Here is a 23647-nt window from a genome sequence, read left to right as displayed (position 1 = left end):
TATGAAATCGTTACAGGCTTTATTCGGCGGCACCTTTGATCCGGTGCATTATGGACATCTTAAACCTGTTGAAACGCTGGCGAATCTGATCGGCTTATCGCGGGTGATTATTATGCCTAACAATGTGCCGCCGCACCGCCCCCAGCCGGAAGCCTCCAGCGCGCAGCGTAAATATATGCTGGAGCTGGCTATCGCCGATAAGCCGCTTTTTACGCTGGATGAACGCGAGCTACAGCGAAACGCGCCCTCTTACACTGCGCAAACGCTAAAAGCATGGCGCGAAGAACAGGGTCCCGAAGCGCCGCTGGCGTTTATTATCGGCCAGGACTCGCTGCTTAACTTCCCCACCTGGCATGATTACGACACCATCCTTGATAACACTCACCTGATCGTTTGTCGTCGTCCCGGCTACCCCCTTGAAATGACGCAGGCGCAACACCAGCAGTGGCTGGAACAGCATCTGACCCATACGCCAGACGATCTGCACCAGTTGCCAGCCGGTAAAATTTACCTGGCGGAAACGCCATGGCTTAATATCTCCGCAACCCTCATCCGCGAACGGCTGGAAAAAGGCGAATCCTGCGACGATCTGTTGCCGGAAAACGTGCTGAACTACATCAATCAGCAGGGATTATACCGGTAAGCACATTGCGCAGCGCCGACAGCAGACGCTCGTTTTGCGCAGCGCTGCGTATCGCCACACGATAATAGCGGCTGTCCAGCCCCGGGTAGTTAGCGCAGCTACGGATTAAAATCCGCTGCGTCAGCAACCGTCGCTGCAGATCAATATCCTCTCGCTCACAGCGTAACAACAGATAGTTTGCCCGCCCGGGATAAACCGTCAGCAGGGGAAGCTGACAAAGCGCCTGATAAAACCGGGCGCCCTCCTCCCGTAACCAATGCCAGGTCGCCTGTTGCCAGGCACTATCCTGTAACGCTACCTCACCGGCCAGCGCCGCCAGCGCGTTAACCGACCACGGCATTTGTTGGCGACGCATCCGCGCCACCGCCGCGTCATCGCTATTGACGAGATATCCCAACCGCAGGCCGGGAATGGCATAAAATTTGGTCAGCGAACGCAGCACCCAGATATGCGGATTATCTTTAAGAGCAGGAATAAAGCCCGTCTCATGCGGAATAAAATCGATAAACGCTTCATCCAGGATCAGGTTAATGTTCAGCGATTTGCAGCGATCGGCAATGGCCTGTAATAACTGCCGCTCCGGCAGCAGGCCGGTAGGATTATTAGGCGTACACAGAAACAGGCAGTCCAGATCGGGCGTCAACGCCTCAAGAATGGCATCGGTAAGCTGCCAGTCATCCGCTTCGCGTAGAGACCAGCGACGAATTTCACAGCCACTTTGCGCCAGCGCCCGGCCATACTCCGCGAAACCTGGCGTGACAATCATTGCACGACGCGGTTTAAGACCGCTCGCCACGGTAAAGATTGACTCCGTCTCGCCATTTCCCGCCAGTATCCACGATGCCGGCACCTGATGGTGACGCGCCAGCGCCTGGTGCAAATGAAAATAATCGGCGTCCGGGTAGCGCTCAATGCAGTCCAGATTGTCGATAAGCGCGCGTTTCACGCTGACAGGCATACCCAGCGGATTAATGTTTGCGCTAAAATCCAGTAACTGGTCAGGCGAGATGCCCAACACCGTCGCGGCTTCCCGAATATTACCGCCATGCGCGCTGTTGAATAACGCCATTATGCCTCCGGCCAAAAAACGCTATTTTAGTGAAAAAAACGTTGCGCAATCAGGGGCATTATCATGTTTTGCGCATTTAACCTCATGAGGAATACCATGCGATTGTGGCTGGTGCGTCATGGCGAAACCGAGGCCAATGTCGCCGGGTTGTATAGCGGACATGCTCCCACGCCGTTAACGGAAAAAGGGATTGGCCAGGCGAAAACGCTACATACTTTATTGCGCCACGCGCCATTTGACAGGGTGTTATGCAGCGAGCTGGAGCGCGCGCGCCATACCGCCCGGCTCGTACTGGAGGGCCGGGATGTGCCGCAACACATCTTACCTGAGCTTAATGAGATGTACTTTGGCGACTGGGAAATGCGCCATCACCGCGACCTCACCCATGAAGATGCCGAAAGCTATGCTGCCTGGTGTACGGACTGGCAGAATGCGGTTCCGACCAATGGCGAGGGTTTTCAGGCTTTTACCCGGCGCGTAGAGCGCTTTATCTCGCGACTCGACGCGTTTAGCGATTGCCAGAACCTGCTGATCGTCAGCCATCAGGGCGTACTCAGCCTGTTGATTGCCCGTCTGCTCGCAATGCCTGCCGCCTCGCTATGGCATTTCCGGGTAGAACAGGGATGCTGGAGCGCAATCGACCTGTGCGAAGGGTTCGCCACCCTGAAAGTATTAAATAGTCGCGCCGTCTGGCGGCCTGAGTGATGAATTTTCCGTTTTTTCTCGCCGCAGCGGTTTCGCCCATTGACAGCCCCCGACAGGCTGTTATTCTCCGCAGCCAGGCTTTTTTCACCTTGCAGAGCTTTGCAGAAATTGTTTTACAAAAATGGCGATGCTTTCTGTGACGTGGGATGGGATGATAATCTGGTTTTAAACGCCGATCCGGCGACATAAGTCCCGGTATCGCCGCTGATTCAGGTATACTACACGGCGTCCCGCCGGAAGGTTAGCGTTAACTCGCAACGCCTTACCGGTCCAGCCTGTTGGCCTTTTTTCTATCGTTATAACGTAATTATTCACCCAGGGGGAAAACTTGCAGGGTAAAGCACTCCAGGATTTTGTTATCGACAAAATTGATGACCTGAAAGGTCAGGACATCATCACCTTAGATGTTCAGGGTAAATCCAGTATCACCGACTGTATGATTATTTGTACCGGCACCTCCAGCCGTCACGTTATGTCTATTGCCGACCACGTGGTGCAGTCGTCGCGCGCGGCCGGTATGCTGCCGTTGGGCGTCGAAGGCGAAAATGCGGCTGACTGGATTGTCGTCGATCTGGGCGATGTGATTGTGCATGTCATGCAGGAAGAAAGTCGCCGCCTGTATGAACTGGAAAAACTCTGGAGTTAATGCGTGAAGCTGCAACTTGTCGCTGTCGGCACGAAGATGCCCGACTGGGTTCAAACGGGATTTACGGAATATCTGCGTCGTTTTCCGAAAGATATGCCCTTTGAGCTGATTGAAATCCCTGCGGGCAAACGCGGCAAGAACGCGGATATCAAACGCATTCTCGACAAAGAGGGCGAGCAGATGCTGGCCGCCGCCGGTAAGAATCGCATTGTTACCCTGGATATTCCAGGCAAGCCGTGGGATACGCCGCAGTTAGCCAATGAGCTGGAGCGCTGGAAACAGGACGGGCGCGACGTCAGTTTGCTGATTGGCGGCCCGGAAGGATTATCTCCCGCCTGCAAAGCGGCAGCGGAACAGAGCTGGTCGCTCTCGGCGTTAACGCTCCCTCACCCGCTGGTTCGGGTTCTGGTTGCGGAGAGTTTGTACCGGGCGTGGAGCATCACAACCAACCACCCTTATCACCGTGAGTGATCGTGAAGTCTTGAGAAGATTAAGCAGCGGATGAAACGACAAAATTCTTTTCGTGACTATACGGCTGAGTCCGCACTGTTTGTGCGTCGGGCGCTGGTCGCCTTTTTGGGTATTTTGCTGCTGACCGGCGTACTGATCGCCAATTTGTATAATCTGCAAATTCTCCGTTTTACCGATTACCAGACCCGCTCGAACGAAAACCGTATCAAGCTGGTGCCAATTGCGCCAAGCCGCGGGATAATCTACGACCGTAACGGCATTCCCCTTGCGCTGAACCGCACTATCTATCAGATTGAAATGATGCCGGAAAAGGTGGATAACGTTCAGCAAACGCTGGATGCGCTACGCAGTGTGGTCGATTTAAACGACGACGATATCGCCGCCTTTAAAAAAGAGCGCGCCCGATCCCATCGCTTTACTTCTATTCCGGTGAAAACAAACCTGACGGAAGTTCAGGTCGCGCGCTTTGCTGTCAACCAGTACCGTTTTCCGGGCGTCGAAGTCAAAGGCTATAAACGCCGCTATTATCCATACGGATCGGCGCTGACCCACGTTATCGGCTACGTATCGAAAATCAATGATAAAGACGTCGAGCGTCTCGACAGAGAAAACAAACTGGCGAACTACGCCGCCACTCATGACATCGGCAAGCTGGGCATTGAGCGCTACTATGAAGATATTCTGCATGGGCAAACCGGTTATGAAGAGGTTGAAGTCAACAACCGCGGCCGCGTTATTCGCCAGCTTAAAGAGGTGCCGCCGCAGGCCGGACACGATATCTACCTGACGCTGGATCTCAAGCTCCAGCAGTATATTGAAACGCTGCTGGCAGGCAGTCGCGCGGCGGTGATTGTCACCGATCCGCGTACCGGCGGCGTGCTATCGCTGGTCTCCATGCCAAGTTACGACCCTAACCTTTTCGTGGACGGCATCTCCAGCAAAGATTACTCCGGGCTGCTTAACGACCCGAACACGCCATTAGTGAACCGCGCGACTCAGGGTGTCTACCCACCCGCTTCTACCGTTAAGCCTTACGTCGCCGTATCGGCATTAAGCGCTGGCGTCATCACCCGTAACACCAGTCTTTTCGACCCTGGCTGGTGGCAGTTGCCGGGGTCTGAGAAACGCTACCGCGACTGGAAAAAATGGGGCCACGGGCATCTGAATATCACCAAATCCCTTGAAGAGTCGGCGGATACCTTCTTCTATCAGGTGGCCTATGACATGGGGATCGATCGCCTGTCGGAATGGATGGGTAAGTTCGGCTATGGTCACTATACCGGAATTGATCTCGCAGAAGAGCGCTCTGGTAATATGCCGACCCGCGAGTGGAAACAGAAACGCTTTAAAAAACCGTGGTATCAGGGCGATACGATTCCGGTGGGCATCGGCCAGGGTTACTGGACGGCGACGCCGATTCAGATGAGTAAGGCACTGATGATCCTTATTAACGACGGTGTAGTTAAAGTCCCGCACCTGTTAATGAGCACCGCGGAAAACGGTAAACAGGTGCCGTGGGTACAGCCGCATGAGCCGCCGGTGGGCGATATTCACTCCGGCTACTGGGAAATTGCGAAAGATGGCATGTATGGCGTCGCCAACCGCCCTAACGGCACGGCGCATAAATATTTTGCCAGCGCGCCCTATAAAATCGCGGCGAAGTCGGGCACCGCGCAGGTCTTTGGCCTGAAGGCCAACGAAACGTACAATGCGCATAAAATCGCCGAGCGCCTGCGTGACCATAAATTAATGACCGCCTTTGCGCCGTATAACAATCCTCAGGTCGCCGTCGCGATCATCCTTGAAAACGGCGGCGCAGGCCCGGCAGTAGGCACGATCATGCGCCAAATCCTTGATCACATCATGCTGGGCGACAACAACACCCATTTGCCTGCGGAAAACCCGGTGGTTGCAGCGGCGGAGGACCAATAATCATGACGGATAATCCGAACAAAAAAACCTTCTGGGATAAAATTCATATCGATCCCACGATGCTACTCATTCTGCTGGCGTTATTGGTTTATAGCGCGTTGGTCATCTGGAGCGCCAGCGGCCAGGACATCGGCATGATGGAGCGTAAAATCGGTCAGATTGCGATGGGGCTGGTGGTCATGGTGGTGATGGCGCAGAGCCCGCCGCGCGTGTATGAAGGCTGGGCGCCCTATCTCTATATCATTTGTATCATTTTGCTGGTCGCCGTTGATGCCTTCGGCGCAATATCCAAAGGCGCGCAGCGCTGGCTCGATATGGGCATCGTTCGCTTTCAGCCTTCGGAAATAGCCAAAATCGCCGTGCCGCTGATGGTCGCCCGCTTTATTAACCGTGACGTCTGCCCGCCCTCGCTGAAAAATACCGCCATCGCTCTGGTATTAATCTTTATGCCTACCCTGCTGGTCGCCGCCCAGCCGGACCTGGGGACGTCTATTCTGGTCGCCCTTTCCGGTCTCTTTGTCCTATTTTTGTCTGGTCTGAGCTGGCGCTTAATTGGGGTCGCCATTGTATTGATCGCTGCATTTATTCCTATTTTGTGGTTTTTCCTGATGCACGATTACCAACGCCAGCGCGTCATGATGCTCCTTGATCCGGAGACCGATCCGCTGGGCGCGGGCTATCATATTATTCAGTCTAAAATCGCCATTGGCTCAGGCGGCCTGCGCGGTAAAGGCTGGCTCCACGGCACCCAGTCGCAGCTGGAGTTTTTACCCGAACGCCATACCGACTTTATCTTCGCGGTACTGGCGGAAGAGCTCGGTCTGGTGGGCATCCTGATTCTGCTCGCGCTCTATATTTTGCTAATAATGCGCGGCTTGTGGATTGCCGCCAGAGCGCAAACTACATTTGGTCGCGTGATGGCTGGCGGATTAATGTTAATATTATTCGTTTATGTCTTCGTAAATATTGGTATGGTGAGCGGTATTCTGCCTGTGGTTGGAGTACCTTTACCCCTGGTCAGCTACGGGGGCTCCGCACTGATTGTGCTGATGGCCGGGTTCGGGATTGTGATGTCGATCCACACCCACAGAAAAATGTTGTCGAAAAGCGTATAAGGGGTGCGCAATGCGTAAGCAGTTGCCTGTAATCTGCGTCGCGGCAGGGATAGTACTACTCGCGGCATGTACTAATGACGGCGGTCAGCAGCAAACCACCGTCGCGCCGCAACCTGCGGTATGCAATGGTCCGACTGTGGAAATCAGCGGAGCGGAACCGCGTTATGAACCTCTGAATCCGACCGCAAACCAGGATTATCAGCGTGACGGTAAAAGTTATAAAATCGTTCAGGACCCGTCCCGCTTTAGCCAGGCTGGCCTGGCCGCTATTTATGATGCGGAACCCGGCAGTAATTTAACCGCCTCCGGGGAGATGTTCGATCCGATGCAGCTTACCGCCGCCCATCCGACACTGCCTATCCCCAGCTATGCGCGAATCACCAACCTGGCCAACGGTCGCATGATCGTCGTGCGTATTAACGATCGCGGCCCCTATGGCACCGATCGGGTCATCTCCCTGTCCCGCGCGGCGGCGGATCGTCTGAATACCTCGAATAATACTAAAGTACGGATTGACCCTATTATCGTGGCGCCGGATGGTTCGCTCTCCGGCCCGGGGATGGCCTGTACGACGGTGGCGAAACAGACCTACGCTCTGCCCCCTCGCCCTGATTTAAGCGGCGGAATGGGAAGCGCCTCTTCAGTACCTGCGCAACCGCAAGGCGACGTGCTTCCGGTCAGTAATTCCACGTTGAAAAGTGACGACACCACCGGCGCGCCGGTGAGCAGCAGCGGCTTCCTCGGCGCGCCGACTACGCTGGCGCCTGGCGTGCTGGAGGGTAATGAACCGACGCCGGCGCCACAGCCAGCGCCGGTTTCCGCGCCGGTGGCGGCTCCAGCGACTGCGACGCCGGTTAGCGCGCCTGCCGCCGCGGCCCCGGTATCTGCCCCGGTGAGCGCACCAGCCACCGCGGCGAGCGGTCGTTTCGTCGTCCAGGTCGGCGCCGTCAGCGATCAAACGCGCGCGCAGCAGTACCAACAGCGTTTAAGCCAGCAGTTCAGCGTACCAGGGCGCGTAATACAAAACGGCGCGGTCTGGCGTATTCAACTGGGGCCTTTTGCCAGTAAAGCCGAAGCCAGCGCGTTACAGCAACGTTTGCAAACAGAAGCACAATTACAGTCCTTTATCGCCAGCGCGCAGTAACCGATCGCAGGTATCTGTACTGTCAATTTCTGTAAATGACATTAACAAAGTCACGCGGAAAGTCAGATGCCTGCCAGTTATGCTTTTGCTATAGTAGGGCTCTTTTTTTAATTTCATCACGGACGTCGTAGTTCAGACCATGAAGACCACTTTTTCCGCTCGTTTTATGCAGCGCATGGCGCTCACCACGGCGCTTTGTGCCGCGTTTATCTCAACCGCACATGCCGATGACCTGAATATCAAAACTATGATCCCGGGCGTTCCGCAGATCGATGCGGAATCCTACATCCTGATCGACTACAACTCCGGCAAAGTTCTGGCGGAACAAAACGCCGACGAACGTCGCGACCCGGCTAGTCTGACGAAGATGATGACCAGTTACGTCATCGGACAGGCAATGAAAGCGGGTAAATTTAAAGAAACCGACCTGGTTACCGTCGGTAATGACGCCTGGGCCACCGGCAATCCGGTATTTAAAGGTTCCTCGCTGATGTTCCTCAAACCGGGAATGCAGGTACCCGTCTCTCAGTTGATACGCGGCATCAATCTGCAATCCGGTAATGACGCCTGTGTGGCGATGGCTGATTTCGCCGCCGGTAGCCAGGATGCTTTCGTCGGGCTGATGAACAGCTATGTGAACGCGTTAGGGCTGAAAAATACCCACTTCCAGACCGTACACGGCCTGGACGCCGACGGACAATACAGTTCAGCTCGCGATATGGCGCTGATTGGTCAGGCGTTAATTCGCGATGTGCCTAACGAATATGCCGTTTATAAAGAAAAAGAGTTCACCTTTAACGGCATTCGCCAGTTAAACCGTAACGGTCTGCTGTGGGATAACAGCCTGAATGTGGACGGCATCAAAACCGGCCATACCAGCAAAGCGGGCTATAATCTGGTCGCTTCCGCAACCGAAGGCCAGATGCGGTTGATTTCCGCCGTAATGGGCGGACGAACCTATAAAGGCCGTGAAACAGAAAGCAAAAAACTGCTGACGTGGGGCTTCCGTTTCTTTGAAACCGTTAATCCGCTGAAGGCTGGTAAAGAGTTCGCCTCTGAACCCGCCTGGTTTGGTAATACCGATCGCGCCTCGCTGGGCGTCGATAAAGACGTTTACCTGACGATCCCTCGCGGTCGCATGAAAGATTTGAAAGCGAGCTATGTACTGAATACCGCAGAACTGCACGCGCCGCTGCAGAAAAACCAGGTAGTCGGCACCATCAACTTCCAGCTGGACGGTAAAACCATCGAGCAGCGTCCGCTGGTCGTACTGCAAGAGATCCCGGAAGGGAACTTCTTCGGTAAAATCATTGATTACATTAAATTAATGTTCCATCACTGGTTTGGATAAAAATTGAACGCTTGAAAGTGTGATTTTCGTCCCCATATACTATGCATCAGTAAAACTCCCGCCCTGTGGCGGGAGTTGTTATTTTTTTACGTAATGCCGGAGCTGACATGAAAACCAAACTTAACGAACTGCTTGAATTCCCTACGCCATTTACTTACAAAGTAATGGGGCAGGCGTTACCTGAGCTGGTTGATCAGGTGGTTGAAGTGGTACAGCGCCATGCGCCTGGTGATTACTCTCCGACGGTAAAACCGAGCAGCAAAGGCAACTACCACTCGGTCTCTATCACCATTAATGCCACCCATATTGAACAGGTTGAAACGCTGTACGAAGAACTGGGCAATATTGATATCGTGCGAATGGTATTGTAATACATCCAGACGGTTACCCGGTCTTATCCGGGTAACTCCCCGCCTCCCCCGCTGTGATATACTTTCCTCTCTTTTTTCATTCTCTACGGAGATGCCGTTTTGTATCAGGATAAAATCCTTGTCCGCCAGCTCGGCCTTCAGCCCTATGAAGCTATCTCTCAGGCCATGCATAACTTTACCGATATGCGCGATGAAAACAGCCATGATGAAATCTGGTTGGTTGAGCATTACCCGGTGTTTACCCAGGGCCAGGCCGGTAAAGCGGAACATATATTGATGCCTGGCGATATTCCCGTTGTGCAGAGCGATCGTGGAGGACAGGTGACCTATCATGGTCCGGGCCAACAGGTAATGTACGTTTTACTTAACCTGAAACGACGTAAACTGGGCGTGCGTGATTTAGTCACCCTACTTGAACAGACCGTGGTGAATACACTGGCTGAAATTGGTATTGAGGCGCATCCGCGCGCCGATGCGCCGGGCGTCTATGTGGGTGAAAAGAAAATCTGCTCGCTGGGTTTACGTATCCGTCGCGGCTGCTCATTCCACGGTTTAGCGCTAAACGTTAACATGGATCTTTCTCCTTTCCTACGCATCAACCCGTGTGGTTATGCCGGCATGGAAATGGCTAAAATAACGCAGTGGAAGGAAGACGCTACCACGGATAATATTGCGCCCCGCTTGCTGGCGAATATTTTAGCTCTGCTAAATAATCCACCGTATGAATATATTGCTGCTTAATGCGTAAAATATAATGGCCCAAGAAATTTATGGGTCATTAATCATATATGATTTGAATGCTTTACTTCTCCCCCCGCTTTCTATATTTTCGTTATATCCCTGCTGTAGCCGCCAGGCGGCATGGTCTCTTCAGTCCTCATGATGAGGAATTTTCCGTGAACAAAATCCCGGCCTTGCTGTTACTTATCTTATTGAAATGACTAAAAATACATTCATAAGAGTAATTTTAAAACCAACTCATAAATGCAAAATATATTATTTCATCTATTATTCATAATACGAATGAATTCGGAGCCAGAGCGTGAGTGATAATAATCAGGCAGAAAGACAACCGGCCGATCAACATCTACAAGACAAACCGCAAATTTTCAGAACACTGAGAAATATTGACCTCAATCTGTTGACGATTTTTGAGGCCGTATATGTCCATAAAGGGATCGTCAATGCAGCGAAAATTCTTAACCTGACGCCGTCAGCCATCAGCCATCAGCCAGTCCATTCAAAAATTACGGACTATATTTCCCGATCCGCTGTTTATTCGCAAAGGCCAGGGCGTAACGCCCACGACGTATGCTACGCATCTGCACGAATACATCAGCCAGGGGCTGGAATCTATTCTTGGCGCCCTGGATCTTACGGGCAGCTATGATAAGCAACGCACCATTACGATTGGCACGACGCCTTCGGTCGGCGCGCTAGTGATGCCGATTATTTACCAGGCCATCAGGCCGCGTTATCCTCAGCTTTTGCTGCGCAACATTCCGGTAGACGATGCCGAAAGCCAGCTTAGTCAGTTTCAGACCGATCTCATTATCAATACCCATAGCTATAACAACCGGAGCATCCAGCATCACGTCCTGTTTAGCGATACGCTTGAGATTGTCTGCCGCCAGCATCACCCGTGTCTGGCGAACGCCATTACTGAAGAGAGACTGAACAACGCGGATCACACCTTTCTGATGCTGGAGGGACAACATCTTTCCCTCCTGCGCCAGCGACTGCAGGAGACATTTCCCGATCAGCAAATCAGTTTTAGCAGCTACAATATTTTTACCATTGCCTCGCTGATCGCCAGCAGCGATCTGCTGGGACTGATGCCCACCCGCTTCTACGACTTATTTAGCCGCTGCTGGCCGCTTGAGCGCCTTCCCTACGCGCCGGTGAATAGTGAACAGGTCGAGTTCTCGCTGCATTACAATAAACTGAGTCTGCGCGATCCGGTGCTGGAGAACGTCATTGATATCATTCGTGAGGCGTTCTGACAAAAATGTTGCATTCAGGTCACGGAAGATATGGGCAAACAGCACAAAACAACAACTATTTTACATTTTGCCGGGCTGTCAGGCTGCTTTATGGCCCTTATCAATGATATACTGCGTGTCACAAATTCAAAAATAGTTGATAAATACAACTTTCCCTTGAATTGAAACGCTTTCCTTCGTTATTCGCAACTGGAACACGCACGCTATGAGTAAACCCATTGTGATGGAACGCGGTGTAAAATACCGCGATGCCGATAAGATGGCTCTTATCCCGGTTAAAAATGTGGTCACAGAGCGCGACGCTCTACTACGTAAACCGGAATGGATGAAAATAAAACTTCCGGCGGATTCTACCCGTATCCAGGGCATCAAAGCCGCAATGCGCAAAAATGGCCTGCATTCTGTCTGCGAGGAAGCGTCTTGCCCAAACCTGGCTGAATGTTTCAACCACGGTACCGCTACGTTTATGATCCTTGGCGCCATTTGCACTCGCCGCTGTCCGTTCTGTGATGTCGCCCATGGCCGCCCCGTTGCGCCGGATGCGGAAGAGCCGCAGAAACTGGCGCAAACGATCGCCGACATGGCGCTACGCTATGTGGTCATCACCTCTGTCGACCGTGACGATCTGCGTGACGGCGGTGCCCAGCATTTTGCTGACTGCATCACTGCCATCCGTGCCAAAAGCCCGGAGATAAAAATAGAGACCCTGGTGCCAGACTTCCGTGGACGTATGGATCGCGCGCTGGATATCCTTAACGCGACGCCGCCGGATGTGTTTAACCACAACCTGGAAAACGTGCCGCGTATTTACCGCCAGGTTCGTCCGGGCGCCGATTACAACTGGTCGCTGAAATTACTGGAACGCTTCAAAGAAGCGCACCCGGAAATTCCGACAAAATCGGGTCTGATGGTGGGCTTAGGCGAAACCAATGCGGAAATCATTGAGGTTATGCGCGACTTACGCCGTCACGGCGTTACCATGCTGACGCTTGGTCAGTATCTACAGCCAAGCCGCCATCACCTGCCGGTACAGCGTTATGTCAGCCCGGAAGAGTTTGACGAGATGAAAGCGGAAGCCCTGGCGATGGGCTTTACCCATGCCGCCTGTGGCCCCTTTGTACGTTCTTCGTACCATGCTGATCTCCAGGCCAAAGGCATGGAAGTGAAATGATCGTGTAATAGACGCTTACATTTCAGGCAAAAAAAACCGGCAACTCGCCGGTTTTTTTACTCTGCGGAGCAAGCGCATCGCGCTATTACTCTTTGTGCGAGAGTTTTTCAGCCTGAGCGCTACCGTCGACGTCTTTCTTAACGCCCGCGTCTTCATCGTTCATTGCTTTCTTGAATCCTTTAATCGCCGTGCCCAGGTCTCCGCCCAGCGTACGTAACTTCTTGGTACCAAACAGCAGAACAACCAGTGCGGCAACCACCAGAAGTTTGGTAATACTAATCTCACCCATAGATACCTTCTTCACTAAAAACAGGCTGCGTAACGCGCCGGATTAACCTGAGAATATTAACGGTCTTTCGACGCGCGCACACAATAGCAATCTGTAACAAGGTGAATCAAGCTTTGCGTAAAAAAACATCATAATAATTGCGGTGGCGCAAATCGTCGTTGCTGCAAAAGAGGAAGTTGCTCCCGCACCTGGTCTATTCGTTCTCTGAATATTTCCGCGACGATCAGCGCCGGACGATCGGCTGCCGCGGCTATCGTTACCCCCAACGGATCGATAATACGACTTTGACCAATATTACGATTACCACACTCCCCGGCCGCAATCATATAGCAGGTGGTATCCAGCGCTCTCGCCGCCAGCAGCGTCGACCACTGCTGCTCTTTCAACGGGCCGCGAACCCAGCCCGTCGGCAGCGCCAATACGTCAGCCCCCTGTAAAGCCAGCGCTAACGCCATGTCCGGAAAGCGCAGGTCATAAGCCCCACCTTAACCCCCTCCACGTCCAGCACAGGCGCGATACCGGTTCCGGCATCAATACTTTGGGATTCTTGCATCGAAAACGCATCATAGAGATGCAGCTTCGCGTAACGCACGACAATGTGACCCGCCCGTAGCGCCACCAGCATATTAACCGCCCGTCCAGGCGTTGACGGGACAAGGATAGTGAATATCGTCGTCATATTATTATGAGCGCTTTCTTCCAGAAGCCGCGTCATAAACGCGCCATCCAGCGGCTGCGCGGCGCGAATCGGCAGGTCAAGGTCGATGTCATTTCGCGCTAATATCCCCTCAGGCAACACCAGAAGCGATACGCCGCGGCCCGCCGCCTGAGCCATTAACGAAACGCAAACTTGCGCATTCTCTTCCCATACAGAACTCACCACAAACTGCCCGGCTGCAACGAACATATCCCCTCCCACACCTCTGTCAGGACTCGCCAATTATGCGTGTTCGGCGTTACACTCCTCTTGTATAGCAATTAAATAAAGGATTCGGCAGTGTTACAGCTTCTTTTAGCAGTTTTTATCGGCGGTGGAACGGGGAGCGTAGCCCGGTGGATGCTAAGTATGCGTTTTAATCCGCTTCATCAGGCGATTCCCATCGGTACGCTAACAGCAAATTTGCTTGGCGCGTTTATTATCGGCATGGGGTTCGCCTGGTTTAACCGCATGACACATATCGATCCGATGTGGAAAGTGCTCATTACGACCGGCTTTTGCGGCGGCCTGACGACCTTTTCTACTTTTTCTGCTGAAGTGGTATTCTTGCTGCAAGAGGGGCGCTTTGGCTGGGCGCTGCTGAATGTGCTGATTAACCTGTTGGGTTCGTTTGCCATGACGGCGCTGGCATTCTGGCTATTTTCCGCCGCAGCGGCGCGTTAAGCGCAAAAAAAACCCGCCGAAAGGGCGGGTTTTGAAATCTTGCTGTCGGACGTATGCTTACAGAGCAGTTACGTTTGCAGCGGAAGGGCCTTTGGCACCGTTAGTGATTTCGAACTCTACGCGCTGACCTTCAGCCAGAGTTTTAAAACCATTGGTCTGGATTGCAGAGAAGTGTACGAACACGTCTTTGCTGCCATCTTCCGGAGTAATGAAACCGAATCCTTTGGATTCATTAAACCACTTAACGTTACCTTTAATCTTAGACATCAAAATTACCTTTACATGAAAAATAGACACAAATGCTGTGTCGGATACCAGTACAACAATTGTGATGCATTTTGTCCAGTCGAACTTTGCGAAAAAGTGATAAATATCGCGTTAATTTTTAGCTAACTCTAGCTAATTATTGTTTTTTAAGACTTTTTAATTCACAACTGAAGCATGCCCTTCCCCATCAAAACTGGAAACGCATCCAGGCGAAATAGACGTTTCCGTTGTTATACGAACCCGGAATGTAGGTCATCTGAAAGGTAGCGGGACCATAGCCTATCGACGCTAAAGGCAACAGCACAGGGATGGGAATATAATTCCAGTTGTCGCGCGCGGTAACGCCTGCGGTAAAGCCCAGTCCCAGACGAAAATTATCGTCTTCCAGCGGTCGCCAGGTTTTTTCCCAGCCATAACCGCCTATGGGTTCCCATTTGTTAAATGAATCTTTAAAGGCCATCATATAGAGGCCATGCCAGTTGCCTTTATCGTCCCAGCGCGACTGACCAAAACCAACGCCCCACGGCCGCTCGTTATAGCGATCCGTTTTCTCTTTATCGTAGGCAAAGCGCGCATGCCAGGTAATGGCGGGGACATACAAATCATAATGCTCAGGCTGTCGCCACGTTTCTGCGACGTTACCGGTAAACGTGTTAAACCACCCTTTATCCGCCGCAGAGACTGAAGGAATAGCCAGCCATGGCATAACAAGGAGAGCAATAATAAGAAAATACTTTCTGATAATCATCACAACAGCCATACCGTTCAAAAATTCGACTGTGATAATAACAACATTAACCTGAATAAAATCTTAACAAACTATAAACAGAGAATAATCTGAGAGAGTATCGGGTTAACGGCGTTTGATTTAGCACTCAGAACCGTCGCGCGCTCCTTAATAAGCTTTCACAAAAAACACAAAACAAAGCACAACAAATAAAACAATAAAATAACAATAAATTAATACTTATAGCGCTACAGAAAATTCGTATAAGCATATTTCATCTTTAGCGATGACATGAAAAAATAACCGCGCCGTGATTTTAATCAGTAAGGCGCCATCCTTTATTCGGTACATTTTTATACCACTTTTGTGGCTCTTATTTTTACTCTGGGTGTCGATAAGACAGGGGAAACAATGCTAACAGTTATAGAACTCCTTATCGGAGTCGTCGTTATTGTGGGTGTAGCGCGCTACATCATTAAGGGATACTCCGCCACTGGCGTTTTATTTGTCGGCGGTCTGGTTCTGCTTATTATCAGCGCGCTGATGGGGCATAAGGTATTACCTGCCAGCGAAACCAGTACCGGCTATACCGCAACAGATATTGTTGAATACATCAAAATTTTGCTTATGAGTCGCGGCGGCGATCTTGGCATGATGATCATGATGCTGTGCGGCTTTGCCGCCTATATGACGCATATCGGCGCGAATGATATGGTCGTGAAGCTGGCGTCGAAACCTTTACAGTACATAAACTCGCCCTACCTGTTGATGATTGCTGCCTATTTTGTCGCCTGCCTGATGTCGCTGGCCGTCTCTTCCGCGACGGGGCTTGGCGTACTGCTCATGGCTACTCTCTTCCCGGTGATGGTCAACGTCGGCATTAGCCGCGGCGCGGCGGCGGCTATTTGCGCCTCTCCGGCCGCCATCATCCTCTCGCCAACGTCTGGCGATGTGGTTTTAGCCGCAAAAGCGGCGGAGATGCCGTTAATCGATTTCGCGTTCAAAACCACGCTGCCGATTTCCATCGCCGCCATTATCGGTATGGCGATTGCGCACTTTTTCTGGCAACGCTATCTGGATAAAAAAGAGAACATTTCACATGAGATGCTGGACGTGGCGGAGATTACCACCACGGCCCCGGCGTTTTATGCCCTTTTGCCGTTCACGCCCATTATCGGCGTACTGATTTTTGACGGTAAATGGGGGCCGCAGTTGCACATTATTACCATTCTGGTGATCTGTATGCTGCTGGCCGCCGTGCTGGAATTCGTGCGCGGTTTCAACACGCAAAATGTGTTTTCCGGCCTGGAAGTGGCTTATCGCGGCATGGCGGATGCGTTTGCCGGCGTTGTGATGCTGTTGGTCGCGGCGGGCGTTTTCGCCCAAGGGCTGAGCACCATTGGCTTTATCCAAAGTCTGATCTCGATTGCCACTTCTTTTGGCTCCGCCAGCATTATTCTGATGCTGGTCTTAGTGATTTTAACCATGCTGGCCGCGATGACCACCGGTTCAGGCAATGCGCCTTTTTACGCCTTTGTTGAGATGATCCCTAAACTGGCGCACTCCTCCGGTATCAACCCAGCCTATTTATCCATCCCAATGCTGCAAGCCTCAAACCTGGGGCGCACGATTTCGCCGGTCTCCGGCGTCGTGGTCGCTGTCGCCGGGATGGCTAAAATATCACCGTTTGAAGTGGTGAAGCGCACGTCCGTTCCGGTCATCGTCGGTCTGTTGATCGTCATTATCGCCACGGAAATTATGGTGCCAGGCGCCTCTTCCGCCGTTACTGGCGGCTGATAGCCGGTAAGCCGGGGCGAGGGAAAACATCGCCCCGGCATCTTAAACCAGGCTTAGCCGCCGTGGTAAATACGCTGCGGCCTGCCCACTTTGCCATGAATAATCTCTGCGACAATCAGGTGCCGACTCGCGCAATATTCCAGGTAGCGTCGGGATGTGGTGCGGCTTATCGTTAAGGCCTGCGCGACCGTTTCAGCCGTATGGCGTACGGTTGGATCGGCAAACAGCTTCATCACCGCATTAAGGGTTAAGGCATCAATACCGGTCGGCAAATCCCCTTTCGGTTCGCCGCGCGCATAGGCGTTGAACATTTCATCTATCTGCTTCTGGCTTGCGCTATCCGCGCTCGCCAGCATACGTCTGCGCTGTTGATAGCGGGTCAGCGTCTGCCCCAAACGCTCATAAGCAATAGGTTTGACCAGATAATCAAACGCGCCGCTGCGTACCGCTTCCGCTACCGTCTCCATGTCACTGGCGGCGGTCGTAAACACGACGCCGCCGGGATAGCGCGACTGCATTAATTCATGCAGCAGCGTAATCCCCTTCCCATCCGGCAGATAATTATCCAACAGAATTAATCCAGGTTTGAACCGGTCAATCATCATTCTCGCCTGCGCCAGATTGCCCGCCAGCCATATCTGGTTAAAGCCAGGAATATGGCGGATATATTCTGCGTGCATCTCCGCCAGCAGCGTTTCATCCTCAACGATCAATAGGGTTAATGGTTCTGTCATCGTTTTTTTTCACTTTCGGAAGGAATAAAGAAAATAAAGTGCCACAAGGATCATTGTCTTCCAGCGTAATGACCCCGCCACAGCGCCCCACATAACGTGCAATCAGATATAACCCGATACCATGCTCACCGGGTTCGTCGGTGCGGGTACTTACGCCCTGTTAAAAAATCTTTTCCCGCAGCGCTTCAGGAACGCCGCAGCCCTGGTCGGCGACCTCTATTACCACCTCGTCGCCCTCGTCGCTCAGGAAAAGTTCGATGGTATTGTCGCCTTCCTGTGTACGTAAACTCGCCTCAAACGCGTTATCCAGCAGATTCCCGACGATGGCGGCGAACTCCGTGCTATCCAGCCCCTCCGGCAGTTGATGTAGCTGGCTGCCGGGAACAATCACCATCTTGAGCCCCAGTTCACGCGCGCGCTGAACTTTGCCAAACAGCAAACCGGCCACCTGACGATCGGCGAAGGCGCCGCGTAAACTATCAATAAGTTGCTGCTGCGCCTGCGACTCACCCTGCACCATCTCTCTGACCCGATCATACTCTTTCATTTGCAGCAGGCCGTTCAGAGTCGACATCCAGTTCAGGTGCTCATGGCGTAGCGTGCGCAGGCTCTCAACATACTGTTTAATCTGGGTTAGCTGCGCGTTCAACGTCGCGATTTCATCTTTGCTGCGAAAACTAATAATAGCGCCCAGCAGCTCCTCGCCGGAACGGATAGCCTCACGATTGGCGATGACGCTCAGGCCATTGAAGTTGGCCATCACGTCCTGGCGTCTTTCTGCGATCTGGCAGGTAAAAAAGTCTGCCGGATTGACGACTTCCGCGATCAGCTTGCCCAGCCACTGACGCCCCGGCGACGGCAGCCCCAACATTTTTCTCGCACTGCGGTTAATCGCGGTAATATGTCCCTCCGGATCAACGGCGATCAGCCCTTCATAAACCGAGCTAAACAACGCCTCCTGCTGGCGTACCACGCGCGCAATCTGTTTCGGCTCCATGCCCAGCATTTGTCGGCGGATATGCGCGGCGAAAAACCAGGAAAGCAGCATTAATACCACCAGCAACAGGACAAAAACCCCCGCCATCGGTAATAAGAAGTCCAGCCGCCAGGAGTCGATTTTACTGACCAGATAGCCAATTGAAACAACGCCGATCACGTTGCCTTTGTTGTCAAAGATAGGCGTTTTGGCGCGCATCGCCATCCCTATTGAGCCCTTACCGGTAATGAAATAACTTTCTCCTCTTTCCAGCGCGCCGGGTTTCGTAAACTGCATGGGATAGCCGATTTTTTCCGGATTCGGATGGTAAAGCCGGATCGAGTGGCGATCGCCTATCACCACATAGTCAAAATCCGTCCCGCGCTGCAGTTTATTCGCAATTATCGCCAGGCGTTTATAGTCCCGGTTTTTTACGGCAGCGATAATGCTGTCGTTAGAAGCAATAATTTTTGCCTGATTCATCGCCATATCACGAACATGGGACGCTAGATAATCTTCGAAACTGGCAGACAAATATTGTGCTAACGCTGCCACGATGAAAACAGAAACCACCAGAATGAGCAGAAAAATACGTAACGGAAACGCGAGTTGCCGAAAAAAAGGAAACAGCTTTTTATTTTTCTGATAGGACATTAAGGTTCCTTATGGGCATTTCTCTTCAGATTTATCGCAAATGTAATAAAAATGTTTTCAGCATCTTGATGCATATAAAAACCAATCGTTACAGATTCCCCACATTAAATCAATTAAACAACTAAAACCCACCGCCGGAATGGCGATTAAATTAATTAAAAAACTTAAAACCATAAAACACTTAAAAACCATCTAACGCTTTGTGAAATAAATCAAAATTTACCACCAAAATACTCCTTACGATGTATACGTCATAGAGAAAAATAAATAACTCGTCATAAAAAAACTCCCACTCTGACTGAAAAGAAAAAGTTATCAAGTTGCAACACAGCGCAACATATACAGAAAAGTGGCAACAAGCATATCACCAGGATATTTCTTACTATGTTTGGCAATAATGTATTCACTCGGGTAAAACGCTCTGAAAATAAAAAAATGGCGGAGATCGCTCACTTTCTCAAAGAGAATGATTTAAGCGTCGATACCACTGTAGAAGTGTTTATTACCGTCAGCCGTGATGACCGTCTTATTGCCTGCGGCGGTATTGCCGGAAATATCATTAAATGCGTGGCCATTAGCGAATCAGTACGCGGCGAAGGCTTAGCGTTAACGCTGGCGACGGAATTGATTAATCTCGCCTGGGAGCGGCACTGCACCCATCTTTTTATTTATACCAAAACGGAATACGAAGCGCTGTTTAAACAGTGCAGCTTTTCGACGATAGCCAGCGTCCCTGGCGTAATGGTCTTAATGGAAAATAGCGCGACCCGGTTGAAACGGTATGCGGAATCGCTGGCGACATTGCGTCATGAGGGAAAGAAAATTGGCTGTATTGTGATGAACGCCAATCCTTTCACGCACGGCCATCGCTATCTGATCCAACAGGCGGCGGCACAGTGCGACTGGCTGCATCTGTTCCTGGTCAAAGAAGATACATCACGCTTTCCCTATGAAGACCGACTCGATCTGGTTCTTAAAGGGACCACCGATATCCCGCGCTTAACCGTTCACCGCGGCTCCGAATACATTATTTCTCGGGCGACGTTCCCCTGCTATTTCATTAAAGAGCAGAGCGTCATTAATCACTGTTATACCGAAATCGACCTGAAGATTTTTCGCCAGTATCTGGCGCCCGCGCTTGGCATCACACACCGCTTTGTCGGTACGGAACCGTTTTGCACCGTTACCGCCCAGTACAACCTTGATATGCGTTTCTGGCTGGAGACGCCAACGCTTCCCGCCCCACCCATTACGCTGGTGGAAATAGAGCGGCTTTGCTTCCAGGAGACGCCGATATCCGCCTCCTGGGTACGCAAGCTGCTGGTTAAACACGATCTCACGGCTATCGCGCCGCTGGTTCCCGACGCCACCCTGCGCTATTTGCAGGGCATGGTCGAACGCCATCCGGGCAGCGCGGCAGCCCGTCAAAAGTCCCCCGTCTTAGCAACAGGTGAAAAATGAAAATAAACCAGCTAGCCGTCGCAGGCACGCTTGAGTCCGGCGATGTGATGATACGCATTGCGCCGCTCGATACGCAGGATATTGACCTGCAAATCAACAGTAGCGTTGAAAAACAGTTTGGCGAGGCCATTCGCGCCACCATCCTGGAGGTGCTTTCTCGCTACGACGTGCGCGGCGTACAACTGAACGTCGATGATAAAGGCGCTCTGGACTGCATTTTGCGCGCCCGACTGGAAACGCTACTGGCGCGCGCCAGCGGTATTGCCGCTCTGCCCTGGGAGGATCGCCAATGATTTCCGCCTCTCTGCAACAACGTAAAACCCGCACCCGCCGCAGTATGTTATTCGTACCGGGCGCCAACGCGGCGATGGTGAGCAATTCGTTTATCTACCCGGCCGACGCGCTGATGTTCGACCTGGAAGACTCCGTTGCATTACGCGAAAAAGATGCGGCGCGCCGTCTGGTATATCACGCGCTGCAACACCCGCTTTACCGTGACGTCGAAACCATTGTCCGCGTGAATGCGCTGGATTCCGAATGGGGCGTCAACGATCTGGAAGCGGTCGTGCGCGGCGGCGCGGACGTGGTGCGTTTACCGAAAACCGACACCGCGCAGGACGTCATTGATATCGAAAACGAAATTCTGCGCATTGAAAACGCCTGCGGTCGCGAACCGGGCAGTACCGGCCTGTTAGCTGCCGTGGAATCGCCGCTGGGTATTACCCGCGCGGTAGAAATCGCCCACGCCTCTGAACGGTTGATCGGGATTGCGCTGGGCGCGGAAGACTATGTTCGCAACCTGCGCACCGAACGCTCTCCGGAAGGCACCGAACTGCTGTTCGCCCGCTGCGCCATTTTGCAGGCCGCGCGTTCCGCCGGCATTCAGGCCTTCGATACCGTCTATTCCGACGCCAACAACGAAGCCGGTTTCCTGCAAGAAGCCGCCCACATTAAACAGTTGGGCTTTGACGGTAAGTCACTGATCAACCCCCGCCAGATAGAACTGCTGCACAACCTTTATGCGCCGACGCGTAAAGAGGTCGCCCATGCGCGTCTGGTCGTTGAGGCCGCAGAAGCCGCCGCCCGCGAAGGTCTCGGCGTCGTTTCCCTTAACGGCAAGATGGTCGACAGCCCGGTGATTGAACGCGCCCGTCTGGTGCTCTCCCGTGCAGAACTTTCCGGTATTCGCGAAGAATAAGGCAAAAAAATGACGCAGAAAAATGAATCTCAACGCCAAGATCGCGTAGCCGCCTGGAGCCGTCACGCTGAAAGCGAACTGAGCGCTTACCAAAGTGCGGCAAAATTGGATCTACAAGCGCAAAAACCGCGCGACCACAAACTGTGCGCCAGCCTGGAAGAGGCCATCCGCCGTTCCGGTTTACGCGACGGCATGACGCTTTCCTTTCACCACGCGTTTCGCGGCGGCGATCTGACGATTAACCTGGTGATGGAAACCATCGCGAAGATGGGCTTCAAAAATCTGACCCTGGCCTCCAGCTCGCTGAGCGACTGCCACGCGCCGCTGGTTGAACACATTCGTAACGGGGTGGTCAGCCGCATCTACACGTCAGGCCTGCGCGGCCCGCTGGCGGAAGAAATTTCTCGCGGCCTGCTGGCTGAGCCGGTTCAGATTCACTCCCACGGCGGTCGTGTACATCTGGTACAAAGCGGCGAACTCAACATTGATGTTGCGTTTCTTGGCGTGCCCTCCTGCGATGAATTCGGTAATGCTAATGGTTATACCGGCAAGGCCTGTTGCGGTTCACTGGGCTACGCGATGGTGGATGCCGACAGCGCGAAGCAGGTCGTGATGCTGACGGAGCAACTGCTGCCGTATCCGCATAACCCGGCAAGCATCTCTCAGGATCAGGTTGATCTGATCGTGCAAATCGAAGAAGTCGGTGATGCAAACAAAATCGGCGCTGGCGCGACCCGCATGACCACTAATCCGCGTGAACTGCTGATCGCCCGCAGCGCGGCGGAAGTCATTGCTCACTCCGGCTACTTCAACGAAGGTTTCTCCCTGCAAACCGGCACCGGCGGCGCATCGCTGGCGGTCACCCGCTTCCTGGAAGACAAAATGCGTAGCCGCAACATTGTGGCTAATTTCGCGCTGGGCGGTATCACCGCCACCATGGTCGACCTGCATGAAAAGGGCTTAATCCGCAAACTGCTTGACGTGCAGAGCTTCGATCGTAACGCTGCGCAATCTTTGGCCCGCAACCCGAACCATATCGAAATCAGCGCTAACCAGTACGCCAACTGGGGCTCTAAAGGTGCTTCCGTCGACCGTCTGGACGTGGTGGTGCTGAGCGCGCTGGAAGTAGACACCCACTTCAATGTTAACGTGCTGACCGGCTCCGACGGCGTTCTACGCGGCGCGTCCGGCGGTCACTGCGATACCGCCGTCGCGGCGGCGCTGTCCATCATCGTCGCGCCGCTGGTACGCGGTCGCATCCCAACGCTGGTTGATAACGTCACCACCTGCGTCACACCGGGCTCCAGCGTCGACATTCTGGTCACCGATCACGGTATCGCCGTCAATCCGGCGCGTCCGGAGCTGGCTGAACGCCTGAAAGCAGCGGGAATGAAAGTGGTATCGATTGAGTGGCTGCGCGAACGCGCGCAACTGCTTACCGGTCAGCCCCGCCCTATCGAATTCACCGACCGCGTGATTGCTGTCGTGCGTTATCGCGACGGTTCAGTGATCGATGTGGTGCATCAAGTGAAGGAATAAGCC

22 protein-coding genes and 3 pseudogenes are annotated in these 23647 nt (G+C 52.7%); 18 read left to right on the top strand and 7 right to left on the bottom strand.

Features of this window, described 5'->3' with window-relative positions:
* Nucleotide 1 precedes the first annotated feature (1 nt).
* Entirely contained in the window at nucleotides 2-643 is a 642-nt protein-coding gene (nadD, locus tag ACFK9X_RS07600; protein ID WP_001518902.1) for a nicotinate-nucleotide adenylyltransferase, read from the top strand.
* Here the strand turns inward: nadD and cobD are convergent.
* Nucleotides 618-1712 (bottom strand): threonine-phosphate decarboxylase CobD, encoded by a 1095-nt coding sequence (gene cobD / locus ACFK9X_RS07595; RefSeq protein ID WP_151116037.1) that lies wholly within the window; start codon nucleotides 1710-1712, stop codon nucleotides 618-620. The two genes, nadD and cobD, sit on opposite strands and share 26 nt — an antisense overlap.
* Nucleotides 1713-1808: 96 nt before the next feature.
* On the opposite strand from cobD, the gene ACFK9X_RS07590 reads away from it, so the two are divergent.
* The 11 genes and pseudogenes from ACFK9X_RS07590 to lipA all read left to right on the top strand — a co-directional run bounded on the left by ACFK9X_RS07590 (nucleotide 1809) and on the right by lipA (nucleotide 12621).
* Complete coding sequence (locus ACFK9X_RS07590) at nucleotides 1809-2417, top strand: adenosylcobalamin/alpha-ribazole phosphatase (protein ID WP_001241923.1); 609 nt, start codon at nucleotides 1809-1811, stop codon at nucleotides 2415-2417.
* A 328-nt stretch (nucleotides 2418-2745) separates the two neighbouring features.
* A complete protein-coding gene (gene rsfS / locus ACFK9X_RS07585; RefSeq protein WP_151116034.1) occupies nucleotides 2746-3063 on the top strand; it encodes a ribosome silencing factor in 318 nt (105 codons plus the stop codon).
* A 3-nt stretch (nucleotides 3064-3066) separates the two neighbouring features.
* A complete protein-coding gene (gene rlmH, locus ACFK9X_RS07580; RefSeq protein ID WP_000776107.1) occupies nucleotides 3067-3534 on the top strand; it encodes a 23S rRNA (pseudouridine(1915)-N(3))-methyltransferase RlmH in 468 nt (155 codons plus the stop codon).
* 30 nt (nucleotides 3535-3564) lie between these two features.
* Nucleotides 3565-5466, top strand: a complete 1902-nt coding sequence (gene mrdA / locus ACFK9X_RS07575; RefSeq protein ID WP_000828700.1) for a peptidoglycan DD-transpeptidase MrdA — start codon at nucleotides 3565-3567, stop codon at nucleotides 5464-5466.
* A gap of 2 nt (nucleotides 5467-5468) precedes the next feature.
* On the top strand, nucleotides 5469-6581 hold the full coding sequence (gene mrdB, locus ACFK9X_RS07570) for a peptidoglycan glycosyltransferase MrdB (protein ID WP_151116032.1): 1113 nt from the start codon (nucleotides 5469-5471) through the stop codon (nucleotides 6579-6581).
* Between the two features lie 10 nt (nucleotides 6582-6591).
* The gene (gene rlpA / locus ACFK9X_RS07565; RefSeq protein ID WP_151116030.1) at nucleotides 6592-7725 is read left to right on the top strand and encodes an endolytic peptidoglycan transglycosylase RlpA; all 1134 of its coding nucleotides are present in this window, start codon (nucleotides 6592-6594) and stop codon (nucleotides 7723-7725) included.
* 139 nt (nucleotides 7726-7864) lie between these two features.
* A complete protein-coding gene (gene dacA / locus ACFK9X_RS07560) occupies nucleotides 7865-9076 on the top strand; it encodes a D-alanyl-D-alanine carboxypeptidase DacA (protein ID WP_000858711.1) in 1212 nt (403 codons plus the stop codon).
* 107 nt (nucleotides 9077-9183) lie between these two features.
* A complete protein-coding gene (gene ybeD, locus ACFK9X_RS07555) occupies nucleotides 9184-9447 on the top strand; it encodes a DUF493 family protein YbeD (RefSeq protein ID WP_000850547.1) in 264 nt (87 codons plus the stop codon).
* Nucleotides 9448-9546: 99 nt separating this feature from the next.
* Complete coding sequence (gene lipB, locus ACFK9X_RS07550; protein ID WP_000284009.1) at nucleotides 9547-10188, top strand: lipoyl(octanoyl) transferase LipB; 642 nt, start codon at nucleotides 9547-9549, stop codon at nucleotides 10186-10188.
* A 301-nt stretch (nucleotides 10189-10489) separates the two neighbouring features.
* A pseudogene (locus ACFK9X_RS07545) lies at nucleotides 10490-11450 on the top strand (YbeF family transcriptional regulator).
* 205 nt (nucleotides 11451-11655) lie between these two features.
* Complete coding sequence (gene lipA, locus ACFK9X_RS07540; protein ID WP_000042640.1) at nucleotides 11656-12621, top strand: lipoyl synthase; 966 nt, start codon at nucleotides 11656-11658, stop codon at nucleotides 12619-12621.
* Nucleotides 12622-12706: 85 nt separating this feature from the next.
* Here the strand turns inward: lipA and tatE are convergent, their stop codons facing one another.
* Both tatE and ACFK9X_RS07530 read right to left on the bottom strand, forming a co-directional pair.
* A complete protein-coding gene (gene tatE, locus ACFK9X_RS07535) occupies nucleotides 12707-12910 on the bottom strand; it encodes a twin-arginine translocase subunit TatE (RefSeq protein WP_151116028.1) in 204 nt (67 codons plus the stop codon).
* A gap of 128 nt (nucleotides 12911-13038) precedes the next feature.
* A pseudogene (locus ACFK9X_RS07530) lies at nucleotides 13039-13817 on the bottom strand (deaminated glutathione amidase).
* A 90-nt stretch (nucleotides 13818-13907) separates the two neighbouring features.
* Between ACFK9X_RS07530 and crcB the strand changes: the two are divergent.
* Entirely contained in the window at nucleotides 13908-14291 is a 384-nt protein-coding gene (gene crcB, locus ACFK9X_RS07525) for a fluoride efflux transporter CrcB (protein ID WP_000939753.1), read from the top strand.
* 57 nt (nucleotides 14292-14348) lie between these two features.
* On the opposite strand, the gene cspE is transcribed toward crcB, so the two are convergent.
* Both cspE and pagP read right to left on the bottom strand, forming a co-directional pair.
* Entirely contained in the window at nucleotides 14349-14558 is a 210-nt protein-coding gene (gene cspE, locus ACFK9X_RS07520) for a transcription antiterminator/RNA stability regulator CspE (protein WP_000034826.1), read from the bottom strand.
* Between the two features lie 187 nt (nucleotides 14559-14745).
* Nucleotides 14746-15318, bottom strand: a complete 573-nt coding sequence (pagP, locus tag ACFK9X_RS07515; RefSeq protein WP_151117909.1) for a lipid IV(A) palmitoyltransferase PagP — start codon at nucleotides 15316-15318, stop codon at nucleotides 14746-14748.
* 378 nt (nucleotides 15319-15696) lie between these two features.
* Here pagP and dcuC point away from each other — a divergent pair, with 378 nt between their 5' ends.
* Nucleotides 15697-17082 (top strand): anaerobic C4-dicarboxylate transporter DcuC, encoded by a 1386-nt coding sequence (gene dcuC / locus ACFK9X_RS07510; RefSeq protein ID WP_000958619.1) that lies wholly within the window; start codon nucleotides 15697-15699, stop codon nucleotides 17080-17082.
* Nucleotides 17083-17135: 53 nt separating this feature from the next.
* On the opposite strand, the gene dpiA is transcribed toward dcuC, so the two are convergent.
* Together dpiA and dpiB are read right to left on the bottom strand one after the other, a co-directional pair.
* The gene (gene dpiA / locus ACFK9X_RS07505) at nucleotides 17136-17816 is read right to left on the bottom strand and encodes a two-component response regulator DpiA (protein ID WP_000138786.1); all 681 of its coding nucleotides are present in this window, start codon (nucleotides 17814-17816) and stop codon (nucleotides 17136-17138) included.
* Nucleotides 17785-19446: pseudogene (dpiB, locus tag ACFK9X_RS07500) on the bottom strand (sensor histidine kinase DpiB). Before dpiB ends, dpiA begins: the two are co-directional and overlap by 32 nt.
* 384 nt (nucleotides 19447-19830) lie before the next feature.
* On the opposite strand from dpiB, the gene citC reads away from it, so the two are divergent.
* Genes citC through citF form a run of 4 tightly spaced genes read left to right on the top strand, consistent with a single transcriptional unit; the run spans nucleotide 19831 to nucleotide 23644 of the window.
* Nucleotides 19831-20907 (top strand): [citrate (pro-3S)-lyase] ligase, encoded by a 1077-nt coding sequence (gene citC / locus ACFK9X_RS07495; RefSeq protein WP_000467872.1) that lies wholly within the window; start codon nucleotides 19831-19833, stop codon nucleotides 20905-20907.
* Entirely contained in the window at nucleotides 20904-21200 is a 297-nt protein-coding gene (citD, locus tag ACFK9X_RS07490; RefSeq protein ID WP_000700679.1) for a citrate lyase acyl carrier protein, read from the top strand. Before citC ends, citD begins: the two co-directional genes overlap by 4 nt.
* Nucleotides 21197-22105 (top strand): citrate (pro-3S)-lyase subunit beta, encoded by a 909-nt coding sequence (gene citE / locus ACFK9X_RS07485; protein ID WP_000622342.1) that lies wholly within the window; start codon nucleotides 21197-21199, stop codon nucleotides 22103-22105. The genes citD and citE overlap by 4 nt, the downstream gene beginning before the upstream one ends.
* Nucleotides 22106-22114: 9 nt before the next feature.
* Nucleotides 22115-23644, top strand: coding sequence for a citrate lyase subunit alpha (gene citF / locus ACFK9X_RS07480; RefSeq protein ID WP_000192327.1), 1530 nt, complete (start codon nucleotides 22115-22117; stop codon nucleotides 23642-23644).
* The last annotated feature ends 3 nt before the right edge of the window (nucleotides 23645-23647 follow it).

Origin of the sequence: Salmonella sp. WC3 (genome assembly GCF_042932255.1) — a bacterium.
GTDB classification, from domain to species: Bacteria; Pseudomonadota; Gammaproteobacteria; order Enterobacterales; family Enterobacteriaceae; genus Salmonella; species Salmonella enterica.
This window is presented reverse-complemented; position numbering and strand designations above follow the sequence as displayed.

Coding starts and splice junctions, on each gene's coding strand:
- nadD (WP_001518902.1), top strand. CDS start 2: ATGAAATCGTTACAGGCTTTATTCGGCGGCACCTTTGATCCGGTGCAT.
- cobD (WP_151116037.1), bottom strand. CDS start 1,712: ATGGCGTTATTCAACAGCGCGCATGGCGGTAATATTCGGGAAGCCGCG.
- ACFK9X_RS07590 (WP_001241923.1), top strand. CDS start 1,809: ATGCGATTGTGGCTGGTGCGTCATGGCGAAACCGAGGCCAATGTCGCC.
- mrdA (WP_000828700.1), top strand. CDS start 3,565: ATGAAACGACAAAATTCTTTTCGTGACTATACGGCTGAGTCCGCACTG.
- mrdB (WP_151116032.1), top strand. CDS start 5,469: ATGACGGATAATCCGAACAAAAAAACCTTCTGGGATAAAATTCATATC.
- rlpA (WP_151116030.1), top strand. CDS start 6,592: ATGCGTAAGCAGTTGCCTGTAATCTGCGTCGCGGCAGGGATAGTACTA.
- dacA (WP_000858711.1), top strand. CDS start 7,865: ATGAAGACCACTTTTTCCGCTCGTTTTATGCAGCGCATGGCGCTCACC.
- ybeD (WP_000850547.1), top strand. CDS start 9,184: ATGAAAACCAAACTTAACGAACTGCTTGAATTCCCTACGCCATTTACT.
- lipA (WP_000042640.1), top strand. CDS start 11,656: ATGAGTAAACCCATTGTGATGGAACGCGGTGTAAAATACCGCGATGCC.
- tatE (WP_151116028.1), bottom strand. CDS start 12,910: ATGGGTGAGATTAGTATTACCAAACTTCTGGTGGTTGCCGCACTGGTT.
- cspE (WP_000034826.1), bottom strand. CDS start 14,558: ATGTCTAAGATTAAAGGTAACGTTAAGTGGTTTAATGAATCCAAAGGA.
- pagP (WP_151117909.1), bottom strand. CDS start 15,318: ATGGCTGTTGTGATGATTATCAGAAAGTATTTTCTTATTATTGCTCTC.
- dcuC (WP_000958619.1), top strand. CDS start 15,697: ATGCTAACAGTTATAGAACTCCTTATCGGAGTCGTCGTTATTGTGGGT.
- dpiA (WP_000138786.1), bottom strand. CDS start 17,816: ATGACAGAACCATTAACCCTATTGATCGTTGAGGATGAAACGCTGCTG.
- citC (WP_000467872.1), top strand. CDS start 19,831: ATGTTTGGCAATAATGTATTCACTCGGGTAAAACGCTCTGAAAATAAA.
- citD (WP_000700679.1), top strand. CDS start 20,904: ATGAAAATAAACCAGCTAGCCGTCGCAGGCACGCTTGAGTCCGGCGAT.
- citE (WP_000622342.1), top strand. CDS start 21,197: ATGATTTCCGCCTCTCTGCAACAACGTAAAACCCGCACCCGCCGCAGT.
- citF (WP_000192327.1), top strand. CDS start 22,115: ATGACGCAGAAAAATGAATCTCAACGCCAAGATCGCGTAGCCGCCTGG.